We start from the raw sequence: 13647 nt of genomic DNA on the forward strand, positions 1-13647 counted from the left end.
TGCCAAGAGGCACTTTTTTTGGTTCTTTCCCGCGACGGTTCGGCTATCTAGGCGGGCAATGCGTTACAGGGACGACATAGATGGGCTGCGCGCCGTAGCCGTTCTGCCGGTGGTTTTCTTCCATGCCGGCTTCTCCGCCGTCTCCGGCGGCTTCGTCGGCGTGGACGTCTTCTTCGTCATCTCGGGCTATCTCATCACGCGATTGCTTCTTGAGGAGCATGATCGAGAAGGGCGCATCTCGATTCTCGGGTTCTATGAGCGGCGCATCCGCCGCATCTTTCCCGCGCTCTTCACGGTGATTGGCGCCTGCGTCTGGATCACCCTGGTGATGTTCGAGCCGGAAGCCCTGATCCGCTTCGCGCAAAGCGCCGCGAGCGCCGCGCTCTTCGTCTCCAACATCTTCTTTTATCTGGAACTGGATTACTTCGCCGCCGCGGCGGATACCGAACCCCTGATCCACACCTGGTCGCTCGCTGTCGAGGAACAGTACTACCTCATCTTGCCGGTGATGATGATCCTGCTGCTGAAGCGCAACCTCAAGACACTGCGTGCCTGGGTCGTGGGGCTGAGTGTCGCTTCCTTTGCGGTCAGTCTGCTTCTGGCCCCGATAGATCCGCAGGCGAATTTCTTCCTGGCGCCGTCTCGGGCCTGGGAGCTCTTTGCGGGAAGCTGCATCGCGCTTGGCCTTTTTCCGGCGCCCGGCAGCCAGCGCATGAAAGACTGTACGGGCCTCCTTGGGTTGCTTTTGATCCTAGGCGCCATCGTCTTCTATGACCCGCAAACGCCGTTCCCTGGCATTGGCGCTGTCCCGCCGGTGCTGGGCGCCAGCCTGATCATCTGGTCTGGACTCGGCGGCGCGGAGGGATTGGCTTCGCGGTTCCTGCGGCTTTCGCCCTGGGTCTTCTTCGGCAAGATCTCCTATTCGCTTTATCTCTGGCACTGGCCCTTGCTGGTGTTTCCGGTCTTCTGGCTGGGGCGCGACTTGGAGACATGGGAATCCCTGACCGCCGCGGCCCTGGCCGTGGTCATCTCGACCCTGTCATGGCGCTTCGTCGAGCAACCCTTTCGCAAACGCCGGGGCTGGCCGGGCCGGAGGTCGATCTACGCCGGCGGCGTGCTGTTGATCGCTCTTTGTGTCTTCCATGCGGTCCGCGCAACGGAGTTCGAGGGCTATCCCAAGCGTCTGCCCGCCGGCTACGCCGACCTCGATTTGACTGGGCGTGAGTACTACGCCATGGACGGCTGCATGCAGAACAAGCGCCAAACGCCGGACGACTGGCGTTTGGAGGACTGCATCATCCCCGGCGCTTCAGAGAGCCGCTATCTGCTTTGGGGTGATTCCTTCCTCGGCCACTACCGCCCGGGGTTGACTGTGCGCGACGACCAGCTGCCGGTCACATTTGTCGAGCATACAAAGTCCGCCTGCCCGCCCGGCTTCACCTACGAACCGCCGTCCAACAAGACCTGCGTCGACTACAACGAGCATGCCCGCGACCTCTTGGAACAAGGTGGCTTCGAGGGAGTCATTCTGGGAGCCGACTGGACCACTGCGCTTGGTGAGGGTTATCGGCTCGAAGAGCTGAGCCAGACAGTCGCTTGGCTGAAGCAGCGCGGTCTCAAGGTGATCGTGATCGGACAATCGCCCAGTTTCGCAGCTCGGGTCCCAGCCCTCTTCGCCTGGGGAAACATGGGGCCCGAACGCAGCGTCGGCAGCGGACAGCCTGTGCAGGAACCAGGTTTGAACGAGTCGGTCGCCGCCGCGTCCGAGGGCGCCCTCTTCCTCGATCCCTGGCCCCTGTTCTGTGAGCGGCAGACCTGCCGTTTCGGCGAAGGGGACCGCCTCTATTTCTGGGATCGCGGCCACTACACTCTGCTGGGAAGCCGTCGGGCGGTGGACGAGATGCTGACGCCCGCCATCAAACGGCTTGAGAATCCTTCCTAGTCACCGGGGCAAGGTCACCGGGGCAAGGTCACCGGGGCAGCGTCACCCGGAACAGCTCCGGCCCGTGGCCATGCAGCGAGTCCCGGGCGCGGATCATGACGTGATCGAGGTCTTCGGGAACCCGCACACCGCTCAAGGAGCGCCTGAAGGGCTGCTCGTTGACGTGGGGGTGGTAGAGGGTCCGGGTGCCCAGCACGCCGCCGTCCGGCGCCAGCACCTCCCACTGATCGGCGTAGTGATCCCAGCCGGTGTCCCCATGCTTCAAGGTGACGTCGAACATCCAGGTTCCGCCCGCATCGGCGTAGGCGACGGCCTCGACGATCTCGACATCGCCCGCCATCGCCGGGAATGCGGGAAAGGCTAGAGCGGCGGCCAGGACGAATTTTCTCAACTTCATGACTCGCTCCTCACGCGATCTGCGTCCGGGTCGGGTCGGGCGGCAGGGCGCGCTTGTTACCGCGCTCGTCGATGGCGACGTAGACAAAGGTGCCCTCGGTGACCTTGACGGGCTGTTCGTTGTCGCGGTGCCCGGCCCAGGTTTCGATATGGACCGAGACGGAGGTTGTCCCCTCCTCCTTGATCCAGGCATAGCAGCTCACCAGATCGCCGATGAAGATCGGGCGGTGGAAGCGCATCGCATCGACCGCGACGGTGGCGACGCGCCCGCGGGCCCGGCGCACGGCCGGCACGGCGCCCGCCAGGTCCATCTGGGACAAGACCCAGCCGCCGAAGATGTCGCCGTTCGGATTCGCATCGCCCGGCATGGCGAGCGTCCGGAGCGCAGGCTCGATCCCCTCCGGTGGTGCGGCTTTGGCGTTCATGCTGACCTCTTTTTCTGTAACTGTCTGAGAATTGGCTATATCTAGTGGAAATCGGACTTATCCACCACAGCATTTGCTTGCTACGGCCCGGTGCGGATTTATAATGCCCGCCATGGCCGATCTCTTCCAGAACGCAGCGCGAACCGACGACGCCTACTCCGCCAAGGACATCGAGGTCCTGGAGGGGCTGGAGCCCGTGCGCCGCCGCCCCGGCATGTACATCGGCGGCACCGATGAGCGCGCGCTGCATCATCTGGTCGCCGAGTTGCTGGACAACTCCATGGACGAGGCCGTCGCCGGACACGCGACGCGAATCGAGATGGAGTTGGGCGAGGACGGCGCGGTGGTGCTGCGCGATAACGGGCGCGGCATCCCGGTGGACCCGCATCCCAAGTACAAGAACAAGTCCGCCCTGGAAGTGATCCTGACCACGCTCCATTCGGGCGGCAAGTTCGGCGGCAAGGCCTACGCCACCTCCGGCGGCCTGCACGGCGTCGGCCTGTCGGTCGTCAACGCCCTGGCGGACAAGCTGACGGTCGAGGTGGCGCGCGACAAGACCCTCTGGCGCCAGTCCTATTCCAAGGGCCAGCCGCTCGGCAAGCTGGAGAACGCCGGCGCCGTCTCGAACCGGCGCGGCACTACGATCCTGTTCCATCCCGACCCGGAGATCTTTGGCAGCGGCGCGCGTTTCCTGCCTCAGCGTCTCTACCGCATGGCGCGCTCCAAGGCCTACCTCTTCCGGGGCGTGGAGATCCGCTGGTCCTGCGCGGAGAGCCTCATCCGGGAGGGCGATGCGACCCCGGCCACTGAGACGCTGCACTTCCCCAACGGACTGCAGGACTTCCTGACCAGTTCGCTGGGCCAGCGCCGCTCGCTGACGCCCGCTCCCTTCGTCGGAGAAGCCGCTTTCCCCGGAGACCGGGGACGCGCCGAATGGGCGATCACCTGGCCCGCCGACGAGAACGGCTTCCAGAACTCCTACTGCAACACCGTCCCGACGCCCGAGGGCGGCAGCCACGAACAGGGGCTGCGCTCGGCGCTGCTGCGGGGCCTCAAGGCCTATGGCGAGTTGATCGGCAACAAGAAGGCGCAGCAGGTGACGGCTGAAGACCTGCTCGGCGGGGCCATGTCCCTGCTCTCCGTCTTCATCCGCGACCCGCAGTTCCAGGGCCAGACCAAGGAGCGGCTGGCGACCCCGGAAGCGCAGCGTCTGGTGGAAAGCACCGTCAAGGATCACTTCGAGCACTGGCTTTCGGGCGACCCGGAGCAGGCCCGCCTCCTGCTGGAGCGGACCATCGAGCGCGCCGAGGAGCGCCTGCGCCGCCGCCAGGAAAAGGAACTGAACCGCAAGACCGCGACCAGCCGGAAGCTGCGCCTGCCCGGTAAGCTCGCCGACTGCTCGCGCAACCGCTCCGACGGCACGGAAATCTTTCTGGTCGAGGGCGATTCGGCCGGTGGGTCAGCCAAGCAGGCGCGGACCCGCGACACCCAGGCGGTGCTGCCCCTGCGCGGCAAGATCCTGAACGTCGCCAGCGCGACCTCCGACAAGCTCAAGCAGAACCAGGAGCTGAACGACCTGACCCAGGCGCTGGGCTGCGGCACGCGCGGGCAGTTCGATCTCGAGAAGCTGCGCTACGAGCGGGTCATCATCATGACCGACGCCGATGTCGACGGCGCGCACATCGCCTCGCTGCTCATGACCTTCTTCTACCGGGAAATGCCCGGTCTCATCGAATCCGGCCGCCTCTATCTGGCCCAACCGCCGCTCTATCGCCTGACCCAGGGCACAACCTCCATCTACGCCCGCGACGACCTCCACAAGGAGGAATTGATGGAGAGCGGATTCAAGGGGCGCGGCAAGATAGAAATTAGCCGATTCAAAGGCTTGGGAGAAATGCCTCCCATGCAGCTTAAAGAAACGACCATGAACCCGAAGACCCGCACCCTGCTGCGTGTCACCGTGGTCGAAGCGGACGACGCGGACCCCGCGGCAGAGCAGAAGCGCGCCGCCGACCTCGTTGAACAACTGATGGGCAAGAAGCCGGAGTTGCGTTTTGCCTTCATCCAGGAGCGCGCCCGCTTCGTCGAGGAGATCGACATCTAAGCGGCTTGGAGCGGAGCATCAGGCCGCCTATCTTCATGACATGACGATCCGTTCACAGATCAGCGCCCTCAAGGGCCTCCTTTGCGCCGCGGCCCTGCTGCTCACGGCCTGTGCGCAGACCCCGGGCGCGCCGCTGGTGAACAACGTCGATGTCGGGCCTTCCTACAGCCCTGCCCTGCTGCGCTACACCGCCGCTCAGGGGGGCATCCCGGTCAGCTTCCCGAACCTTCCGTTCCTTGAGCCGCGCGAAACCGCCGTGCCGCTCCTGCTTCAATCCATGCGCACCGCGCGGATCGGCGACCAGATCCCGCTTCTGGCCGAAGCGCCGCCGGGTGTTAACCCTGGTCTTCGGATCGTCGTGCTGCTCGATGCGGCGGCGAGCACGGAAGCAGGCGATCTTTGCCGGGGCGGCGAGCTGACGGCCGGATCAGCCGGAGAGCGCATGCGCGTCTACATGGCGGCCTGCCGGGGAAGGCAGCCGGTATCCCGGTCCCGGGGATCGTTGCTGCCGCCGGCGCGGCCGGACGACGCGGCGCTCGGTGAGCTCCTGCGAACCATGCTGCTGGTCACGTTGCCGCCCGACAACCCGAACCGGGGCCGCGACGGCAGGCGGAAGTGGAAGCCCTGATTTCCTAGCGGTCAAGCCAGGCGCGCAACGCGGCGGTGACGGCCTCGGGCCGTTCCAGCGGCGTCAGGTGCCCCGCACCTCCCAGAATCACCAGATCGGCGTCGGGGATCGCTTCGGCCATCTCCTGAAGCCGGTCCGGCGGCGTCAGTACGTCCTCCGCCCCGCAGAGCAGCAGGGCCGGAACTGAAATGCCGGCCAGGTCCGGCCTGCTATCGGGGCGGTTCATGATGGCCCGCTGCTGGTTCTTGAAGGCCTCGCGACCGACCCGCTCGGCCATCTCCATCACGACCGAGGTGATGGTCTCGTCCTCCAGGAAACGCTCGGCGATCAGCAGCGGCAGCAAGCGGGGCGTGACGCCCTTGAACTGGCCGCGCTCGGCCAGCGACAGCAGCCCACGGCGCTTGCGCGACTGTTCTTCGGTGTCCGGACGGGCCGAGGTGTCCAGGAGGGCGAGGCGCTCCACCCGCTCCGGCGCGCGGCGCATCACCTCCAGCGCCACGTAGCCGCCCATGGAAAGCCCGGCCAACGCGAAGCGCTGCGGCATCATGGCGAGGACGCTCTCGGCCATGTCCGCGACGGAGTCCTGCGTGGTGAAGTCCGCGACCTGCGAATCTGCTATATCTATGAGCGAATCCACCTGATGCCGCCAAAGCGCATGATCGCAGAGAAGTCCGGGAAGAAGCGCCAGCGCTGTCTTGGTCATCGCCCCTTCCTTTCCCTCAACACCGCCATGAATTCGCGAAACAAAGCTGCTATGGCGGCCGGTCTTGTGGCAATAAAGGCACGTTCTTGGCCCAAGAATCCCGAAATAACAAGGCTTTCATTGACAATTTTTCAGGTGAGCGTATATAGCGGCCATCGACGCGATGAGCGCGTCTTTAATCGAGCCGATAGAGCTACAAAAATCCCAAACAAAGAGACTGCATGAGTTTTAGAGACCTAGGGTTGAGCACCGAGGTGGTCGACGCCGTAGAGGCGATGGGCTACACGAAGCCGACACCCATTCAGGAAAAGGCGATTCCTTACGTGCTGATGAGCCGCGACGTCCTCGGATGCGCGCAGACCGGCACCGGGAAAACCGCTTCCTTCACCCTTCCCATGATCGATATTCTGGCCTCCGGCCGCGCCAAGGCGCGGATGCCGCGTTCCCTTATTCTTGAGCCGACGCGCGAATTGGCCGCGCAGGTCGCCGAGAACTTCGAGAAGTACGGAGCCAACAACAAGCTTTCCATGGCGCTGCTGATCGGCGGCTCCTCCATGGCAGAACAGCTGAAGCGCCTGGATCGCGGCGTCGACGTGCTGATCGCCACGCCGGGCCGCCTGCTCGACCTGTTCGAGCGCGGCAAGATCATCCTGGCCGACACCCGCATCCTGGTGATCGACGAAGCCGACCGCATGCTGGACATGGGCTTCATCCCCGATGTCGAGCGCATCGTCTCCAAGCTGCCCTTCCCGCACCAGACGCTTTTCTTCTCGGCCACCATGCCCAAGGAAATCCGCCGTCTGGCCGACAAGTTCCTGTCAAACCCCAAGGAAATCAGCGTGGCGCCGCCCTCCTCTCCGGCGGAGACCGTGACCCAGCGCCTGGTGCGCTGCGCCAAGGAGCCTCAGGCCAAGCGCGCGGTGCTCCGCACGCTGCTGAACCAGGAGTTGGATTCGATCCAATCCGCCCTGATCTTCTGCAACCGCAAGCGCGACGTGGGCATCCTGCAACGGTCGCTGGCGCGCCACGGCTACGATGCCGAAGCGCTGCACGGCGACATGGTCCAGTCCTCGCGCATGGAGACCCTGGAGCGCTTTCGCAAGGGACAGATCAAGATCCTGGTCTGCTCCGACGTCGCGGCCCGCGGTCTCGACATCCCGGAAGTCTCGCACGTCTTCAACTTCGATGTGCCCAGCCACGCCGACGACTACATCCACCGCATCGGCCGCACCGGCCGCGCGGGCCGCAGCGGCAAGGCCTTCACCCTCTCCACCTCTCTCGACAGCAAGTTGCTGAGCGCGGTCGAACGCCTGATCAAGCGCCCGATCGAAGAGATGGTCCCCGACAGCAGGAATGCTCCGCAGGCGCACGACAAGCGCGCGACGACCGAGACAGCCGAAACCCCGGAAAACGCGAAGACCGAAGCCGCGAAGCCGTCTGAAACGGAAATCAAGGCCGAGGCGGCGCCGGAGCCTTCAGAGGCTGCCGCGCCCAAGCAAGAGGCCAAGGACGACACGGCCAAGGACGAGGCGCCAAAGGTCGAGACGGCCAAGGAAGATGCGGGCAAGGACGAAAAGCCCAAGGCCAAGAAGTCCGCCCGCTCTAAGAAGCCCAAAAAAGAGGAAAAAATGGACAATAGCGACAAGACCGAGAACAAGCCGCGCGGCAAGCGCGCCGAGGGCGGCAAGGGCCGTCATGGCGAGAAGCAGCCCGGCGACGGTAACGGCCACGTTTCCACGCCCTTTGGCGATCACACCCCGGCCTTCCTGCTAAAGCCGGTGCCGCTGGTCGCCTGACGGCTCAAAACGTCAGCCACGCGTAAGACGAAGAAGCGCTCGCCTCCCGGCGGGCGCTTTTTTCTTGCCCGGCCCTGGAGTTTCTTGTCCGGCCTGGGGCTTGCCGCGAGCGCCCCTTCTGTCGCACCTTCTTTGGCGAGGGGTCGAATCGGGAGCGCCAGCCTTCATGACCGGCAAAACGTCAGAAAAAATGGAAGAGATGCTGCGGCGCGCACTGGCCGCCAGGGAGCGGGCCTATGCGCCCTACTCCGGCTACCGCGTCGGGGCCTGCCTTGAAGAGGCCGGCGGGGAGTACTTCTGCGGGTGCAATGTGGAGAACGCCAGCTATCCGGAGGGCGCCTGCGCCGAGACCGGCGCGATTTCGGCGATGGTGGCCGGCGGTGGCCGGCGCATTACAAGCCTGCTTCTGGTCGCTGAGGGAGAGCGTCTCTGCACGCCCTGCGGCGGTTGCCGCCAAAGGCTGGCCGAGTTCGCCGAGGCCGACACACCCGTCCTCGTCTGCGGCCCCGAGGGGCTCCGGGCCCGCTTCACCCTTGGCGAGCTGCTGCCCGAGGCCTTCGGCCTGCCAGAGGAAGAGCGTCGATGAGCGGGGCTGACACGAAAGCGCTGGCGCGCCGCCTGATCGGTCTTCTGGACCTGACCAGCCTCAACGATGCGTTGGACGACGACATGGCCGCGCTGTGCGAGCGTGCGCTCGCATTGGACCCGCACCCGGCCGCCGTCTGCGGCTGGCCGGATTTCGCCGCGCTCTCTGCCAGACGGCTGGCCGGGAGCCCCATCGCGCTCGCCGTGGTCGCCAACTTTCCGAACGGCACCGACGAGGTCGAAGCCGTGGAGGCCGAGGTGATCGCAGCACTGGCCGTCGGAGCCGGCGAGATCGACCTCGTCTGGAACTGGCGCGCCTGGCAGGAAGGCCGCAAAGCCCGCGCTCTGGTGGCGGTAGAGCGCATTGCAGCGCTCACCGAGGGACGCGCGCGGCTCAAGGTGATCTTGGAAACCAGCGCCTTCGAAGGTCGGGACGACCTGCCGGAGGCGGCGCGCGCCTGCCTGGAAAGCGGCGCCGACTTTCTCAAGACATCGACCGGCAAGTGCGGCGGCGGTGCGACGCTGGAGGCCGCCCGCATCCTGCTGGACGCGATCGCCGAGGACGGCGGCGCGGCGGGCTTCAAGGCCTCGGGAGGCATCAAGACCCTGGAGCAGGCAACCGCCTACCTATCCCTGGCCGAGGAGATCCTGGGCGAAGGTTGGGCGGATCCGGCCCACTTCCGCATCGGCGCCTCCTCACTGCTCGACGACCTGCTCTCCAGGCTGTGAGCGGCGGGGCGGGCATGACCTTCTTTCCCCAGGAAGTGATCCGCAGGAAACGCGACGGGCAAGCCCTTACCCGCGAGGAAATCGAGGCGCTGGTCCAGGCCCTGACGGACGGCAGCCTCAGCGACGGCCAAGCAGCCGCCTTTGCCATGGCGGTCTACTTCCAAGACATGACAGCGGACGAACGTCTGTCGCTGACCCAGGCCATGGCGGACTCGGGCGAAAGACTGACCTGGCCCGGCCTGGACAGGCCCGTCCTCGACAAGCATTCAACCGGCGGCATAGGCGACAAGGTCTCGCTCATCCTGGCCCCTCTGCTGGCGGCCTGCGGCGCGGCGGTTCCCATGATCTCGGGCCGCGGACTGGGACACACAGGCGGCACGCTCGACAAGCTGGAGTCCATACCCGGCTACGACGCCCAGCCGGATCTGGAGCGGTTCCAGGCGGTCGTGCGGGCCGAACACTGCGCGATCATCGGACAGACCGGGTCCCTCGCGCCCGCTGACGGACGCCTCTATGCCATCCGGGACGTCACCGCGACGGTGGAGTCGATCCCGCTGATCACCGCCTCCATCCTCTCCAAGAAGCTGGCTGCCGGGCTCCAGGGTTTGGTGATGGACGTGAAGACCGGCGGCGGCGCTTTCATGCCGCTGCTGGAGGACGCCCGGAAGCTGGCCCGCAGCCTGGCCGAAACCGGTGCTGCCTCCGGCCTGCCGGTCACCGCGCTGATCACGGACATGGATCAGCCCTTGGGCCTGACCGCGGGCAATGCGCTGGAGGTCCGCGAGGCCCTGGACTTCCTGAAGGGCGAGGCGCGCGAGCCGAGGCTGGAGCAGGTCACGCTGGCGCTCGCCGCCGAAGCTCTCCTTCTTTCCGATCTGGTCGCGGATCAGACGCAGGCGGCGCGCCTTCTGGACGACGCCCTGCAAAGCGGCGCGGCGGCGGAGCGCTTCCAACGCATGGTTGCCGCCCTTGGCGGCCCCGCCGATCTTTTGGAAGCCCCGGACGAACACTTGCCGGAGGCGCCCCTGAGGCGGCCCGTCCTCGCCGGACGGTCAGGCGTCGCGGCCGCGGTCGACACGCGGGCGGTGGGCCTCGCCGTCATGGGGCTGGGCGGCGGGCGCAGCCGGGCCGATCAATCCATCGACCCTGCGGTCGGCTTCTCCGCCCTGCTCCCGCGCCATGCCGCCGTTGAGCCCGATACGCCCCTGGCCCTGATCCACGCCCGCGACGAGGCCTCCTTTGAGGAGGCCGCCAACGCGCTCCGCCGGGCCTACCGCATCGAAGAGGAAGATGGCGCGGCCGCCCCCTCGCCGGTGATCGAGCGGATCGGGACATGAGCGGACAGACGGGCCGGGTCGGCAGCGGCCCGCGCTTCGCCTTCTTCTACGGCGCTCTATTCTTTGCCGCGGGCGTGCAACTCCCCTTCTGGCCGCTCTGGCTCAGCGGACGCGGCCTGTCCGCCGAGGAAGTCGGGTTTCTGCTGGCTGCGGGAACCTGGGCGCGGGTCGCCGTCGCGCCACTGTTCGGGGAGGTGGCCGACCGGAGCCAGCGCCTGCGCAGCCTCCTGCTCTTCTGTTCCTTCACCAGCATCACCGCCTTCCTGATGATGCCTCTCAGCCAGGGTTTCTGGTCACTCCTCGCGTTTCAGATAGCCGCCTACGCCCTCTCCCAGCCGCTGCTCCCCCTCGGCGAGAGCCAGGCCATGCAGGCGGTCAAACGGGGCGAGATGGATTACGGACGCGTCCGGCTTTGGGGATCGCTCAGCTTCATTCTCGCCGTGACGGCGACCGGCAAGCTGGTGACCCTGACGGACAGCGACAGCATCTTCTGGCTCCTGATCGGCGGCGCTTTGGCGACCGCGGCCACCATCGGTTTTCTGCCGAGGGCGCCACGGGCGCCTCGACCGGCGGCACGGCCGCGTACCCTGCTGAAGGACAGCTACTACCTCCACTTCCTGGGCACCGCCGCCCTCTTGCAGGCAAGTCATGCCGTCTACTACGCCTTCTCCGCCCTGCACTGGAAGGCAGGCGGACTGGATGAGACCCTTGTGGGCTTGCTCTGGGCTCTGGGCGTGATCGCGGAGGTGCTGCTTTTCTACCTCGGCAAGCCGCTGGTCCGGCGGATGCGGCCCACGAGCCTCTTGTTGCTGGCGGCGGGCGGCGGCGTTCTGAGGTGGGCACTGCTCGCCTGGACCGTCGACCCCTGGTTGCTGGGTGCCGGACAGCTGCTTCATGCCCTGACCTTCGGCGCGGCGCACCTGGGGGCCATGTACTGGATCGCCGGACGGGTCGAACCGCAGCGGGCCGCCGGGGCCCAGTCGCTGCTGGCCGCCGCCGTCGGCGGCGCCATGGGCCTGATGATGCTGGTGAGCGGCCCCTTGTTCGAGACCTATGGCGGAATGGCATTCCTGGCCATGGCCGCCCTCTCCGCGCTAGCCCTCTTGCTGGGCTTTTGGCTGAGGCGCCGGCGCGATCCTCACTTGGTGCCGTAGATGCGGTCGCCCGCGTCGCCCAGGCCCGGCAGGATGTAGCCCTTCTCGTTCAAACGCTCGTCTATCGCGGCTGTAAAGATCGGCACATCGGGATGGGCGGCGCGCAGCTCACGGATGCCCTCGGGCACGGTCAGAAGGCAGACGAAGCGCAGGCTCTTGGCGCCCGCCTCCTTCAGCCTGGTCAGGGCGGCCACCGCCGTGTGGCCCGTCGCCAGCATGGGATCGACCACGATGCACATCCGCTCTTCCAGGTGGCTCGGAACCTTGAAGTAGTACTCGACCGCCTGCAGCGTTTCGTGATCGCGGTAGAGACCGATGTGGCCGACCGGGACGTTGGGCACCAGGTCCATCATGCCCTCCAGCAGCCCGTTGCCCGCCCGCAGGATCGAGATCAGGCAGAATTTCTTGCCGTCGATCACCGGCGACCGCATGGCCTGGAGCGGGGTTTCTATGTCGATGGTGGTCAGTTTCAGGTCCCGCGTCACCTCATAGGCCAGCAGCAGCGCAATCTCCTTCAGCAGCAGGCGGAACTGCGGGCTCGGGGTGTCCTTCTGGCGCATCCAGGTCAGCTTGTGCTGCACCAGCGGATGGTCGACGAGGGTCACCCCCTCGAACTCAGATGGTGTGACGGACATGGAACGGCTGGCTCCCCTGATCGATGAAGTCTGTCGGCAAAGATCAGAAATAGCAGGCCGCGCGGAGACGGGAAACCCGGATGCCGCCCTTCCGCCGCACCGCGGTCATTCGCTGCGGTACTTCTCCGGGATGAACATCATGGAATCGCTGGCCGTCGCCAGATGGCAATCCGCGCAGAACTGCATCTTCCCAGAGCCCTCTCCGCCAGTGCTTCCGGCCACCGTTCCGTCGGGCAACACCATGGTGTAGCGCCAGTCGTTGCTCGCCGGGCTGAAGCCCGAGCCCATCTTCTCCATGATGAAAAGCGGCCCGACCTGAACGGCGCCCGCCTCCGTCACCCGGAAGGAGTCCTTGGCGAGCTTGGCGCCCTCTGGCATGACGCCTGCGTTCTCGAACGCGCCATAAGCCTCCGCCGCCTCGTTCGCGTAGTTGTGAACATAGAGGCCGCCGTGCGTCGCGGAGCCATAGGGCGCGGTGCTGTAGATGTCCCAGGCTTGATAGGAAACCGCGCTCTCCAGCCCGGACTTCGCATAGGCGGCCCCCAGAGCTTCCAAGACGCAGTCATAGGCAGCCAGCGCTTCCGCATCGCTCAAGCCTGCGCTCGCCGAAACCGCACAGGGGTTACCGGCCCCGCAAGGGCTACAGGGATTCGCAGCCGCGCAGGGATTGGTGGCCGCGCAGGGATTGGTGGCCGCGCAGGGATTGCAGGGTGAACTGGGCCTACAAGGCGAACCGGCGGCCGCGTTCCGCAGCCTTGGAACGTAGCAATCCGTCGGGACCGCCGCCGATGATGCCGCGCAGGGGCTGCAAGGGCCACAACCGCCCGCTTGAGCCATCTGCGAGGACTGCGGCTTCGGCTGGGCCTGCGGCAGCAATGTCCGTTCGGGCTCAGCAGCCCTCAGCGGCTTGTGGCTGGTCATGACCAAGGCCGTTCCCCCGGCCACTCCGAACGCGACGGCGAGAGGAAGCATCGTAGAGGTGAAGAGTTTGATCTTCCTGGCGCGCATCTTCATCTCCTGAGCTATGGACCGAGAGGGGAGCCATTCCTGATGACTCGGCGTCCGTCGAGCTTATGTCCTAATAATAATTTAAGTAATTTAGAACTACACGCAAGAGTCGCGTCTTTCAAAATGACATCCCTGTGAGGCCGCCGGCCTGCCGCTGGCTTGACGCTGGCCTGCAACGAAAAAGGGCCCGCCCATTCGCTGGGCA

Annotated in this window: 13 protein-coding genes; 8 read left to right on the top strand and 5 right to left on the bottom strand. The window is 65.9% G+C overall.

Annotated elements, in window-relative coordinates:
• Positions 1–58 precede the first annotated feature (58 nt).
• On the top strand, positions 59–1942 hold the full coding sequence (locus P8X75_02120) for an acyltransferase family protein (protein ID MEJ1993993.1): 1884 nt from the start codon (positions 59–61) through the stop codon (positions 1940–1942).
• Positions 1943–1970: 28 nt separating this feature from the next.
• Here the strand turns inward: P8X75_02120 and P8X75_02125 are convergent, their stop codons facing one another.
• Positions 1971–2339: a hypothetical protein gene (locus tag P8X75_02125; GenBank protein ID MEJ1993994.1), complete on the bottom strand. Its 369-nt coding sequence runs from the start codon at positions 2337–2339 to the stop codon at positions 1971–1973.
• 10 nt (positions 2340–2349) lie between these two features.
• Positions 2350–2763, bottom strand: a complete 414-nt coding sequence (locus tag P8X75_02130) for an acyl-CoA thioesterase (GenBank protein MEJ1993995.1) — start codon at positions 2761–2763, stop codon at positions 2350–2352.
• 103 nt (positions 2764–2866) lie between these two features.
• Between P8X75_02130 and parE the strand changes: the two genes are divergently transcribed.
• On the top strand, positions 2867–4867 hold the full coding sequence (gene parE, locus P8X75_02135; GenBank protein MEJ1993996.1) for a DNA topoisomerase IV subunit B: 2001 nt from the start codon (positions 2867–2869) through the stop codon (positions 4865–4867).
• 40 nt (positions 4868–4907) lie between these two features.
• Positions 4908–5495 carry a hypothetical protein gene (locus P8X75_02140; GenBank protein ID MEJ1993997.1) on the top strand — a complete coding sequence of 196 codons (588 nt, stop codon included), beginning with the start codon at positions 4908–4910 and terminating at the stop codon, positions 5493–5495.
• 4 nt (positions 5496–5499) lie between these two features.
• Here the strand turns inward: P8X75_02140 and P8X75_02145 are convergent, their stop codons facing one another.
• Positions 5500–6198, bottom strand: a complete 699-nt coding sequence (locus P8X75_02145) for an alpha/beta fold hydrolase (protein MEJ1993998.1) — start codon at positions 6196–6198, stop codon at positions 5500–5502.
• Positions 6199–6419: 221 nt separating this feature from the next.
• Here P8X75_02145 and P8X75_02150 point away from each other — a divergent pair, with 221 nt between their 5' ends.
• From P8X75_02150 to P8X75_02170, 5 genes are all read left to right on the top strand, one after another.
• Positions 6420–7994, top strand: coding sequence for a DEAD/DEAH box helicase (locus P8X75_02150; GenBank protein ID MEJ1993999.1), 1575 nt, complete (start codon positions 6420–6422; stop codon positions 7992–7994).
• A 166-nt stretch (positions 7995–8160) separates the two neighbouring features.
• Positions 8161–8580, top strand: a complete 420-nt coding sequence (cdd, locus tag P8X75_02155) for a cytidine deaminase (GenBank protein MEJ1994000.1) — start codon at positions 8161–8163, stop codon at positions 8578–8580.
• The gene (deoC, locus tag P8X75_02160; protein ID MEJ1994001.1) at positions 8577–9308 is read left to right on the top strand and encodes a deoxyribose-phosphate aldolase; all 732 of its coding nucleotides are present in this window, start codon (positions 8577–8579) and stop codon (positions 9306–9308) included. Before cdd ends, deoC begins: the two co-directional genes overlap by 4 nt.
• 14 nt (positions 9309–9322) lie before the next feature.
• The gene (gene deoA, locus P8X75_02165; GenBank protein MEJ1994002.1) at positions 9323–10645 is read left to right on the top strand and encodes a thymidine phosphorylase; all 1323 of its coding nucleotides are present in this window, start codon (positions 9323–9325) and stop codon (positions 10643–10645) included.
• Complete coding sequence (locus P8X75_02170; GenBank protein ID MEJ1994003.1) at positions 10642–11799, top strand: 3-phenylpropionate MFS transporter; 1158 nt, start codon at positions 10642–10644, stop codon at positions 11797–11799. The genes deoA and P8X75_02170 overlap by 4 nt, the downstream gene beginning before the upstream one ends.
• Here P8X75_02170 and upp read toward each other — a convergent pair.
• Positions 11784–12434, bottom strand: coding sequence for a uracil phosphoribosyltransferase (upp, locus tag P8X75_02175; protein MEJ1994004.1), 651 nt, complete (start codon positions 12432–12434; stop codon positions 11784–11786). The two genes, P8X75_02170 and upp, sit on opposite strands and share 16 nt — an antisense overlap.
• A gap of 105 nt (positions 12435–12539) precedes the next feature.
• Positions 12540–13028, bottom strand: a complete 489-nt coding sequence (locus P8X75_02180) for a cytochrome P460 family protein (GenBank protein ID MEJ1994005.1) — start codon at positions 13026–13028, stop codon at positions 12540–12542.
• Between the last annotated feature and the right edge of the window lie 619 nt (positions 13029–13647).

Source organism: Limibacillus sp., from assembly GCA_037379885.1.
Classification (GTDB): Bacteria; Pseudomonadota; Alphaproteobacteria; order Kiloniellales; family CECT-8803; genus JARRJC01.

Excerpts from the sequence above, each read along its gene's own strand:
- P8X75_02120 (MEJ1993993.1), top strand. The coding sequence starts at position 59 with ATGCGTTACAGGGACGACATAGATGGGCTGCGCGCCGTAGCCGTTCTG.
- P8X75_02125 (MEJ1993994.1), bottom strand. The coding sequence starts at position 2,339 with ATGAAGTTGAGAAAATTCGTCCTGGCCGCCGCTCTAGCCTTTCCCGCA.
- P8X75_02130 (MEJ1993995.1), bottom strand. The coding sequence starts at position 2,763 with ATGAACGCCAAAGCCGCACCACCGGAGGGGATCGAGCCTGCGCTCCGG.
- parE (MEJ1993996.1), top strand. The coding sequence starts at position 2,867 with ATGCCCGCCATGGCCGATCTCTTCCAGAACGCAGCGCGAACCGACGAC.
- P8X75_02140 (MEJ1993997.1), top strand. The coding sequence starts at position 4,908 with ATGACGATCCGTTCACAGATCAGCGCCCTCAAGGGCCTCCTTTGCGCC.
- P8X75_02145 (MEJ1993998.1), bottom strand. The coding sequence starts at position 6,198 with ATGACCAAGACAGCGCTGGCGCTTCTTCCCGGACTTCTCTGCGATCAT.
- P8X75_02150 (MEJ1993999.1), top strand. The coding sequence starts at position 6,420 with ATGAGTTTTAGAGACCTAGGGTTGAGCACCGAGGTGGTCGACGCCGTA.
- cdd (MEJ1994000.1), top strand. The coding sequence starts at position 8,161 with ATGACCGGCAAAACGTCAGAAAAAATGGAAGAGATGCTGCGGCGCGCA.
- deoC (MEJ1994001.1), top strand. The coding sequence starts at position 8,577 with ATGAGCGGGGCTGACACGAAAGCGCTGGCGCGCCGCCTGATCGGTCTT.
- deoA (MEJ1994002.1), top strand. The coding sequence starts at position 9,323 with ATGACCTTCTTTCCCCAGGAAGTGATCCGCAGGAAACGCGACGGGCAA.
- P8X75_02170 (MEJ1994003.1), top strand. The coding sequence starts at position 10,642 with ATGAGCGGACAGACGGGCCGGGTCGGCAGCGGCCCGCGCTTCGCCTTC.
- upp (MEJ1994004.1), bottom strand. The coding sequence starts at position 12,434 with ATGTCCGTCACACCATCTGAGTTCGAGGGGGTGACCCTCGTCGACCAT.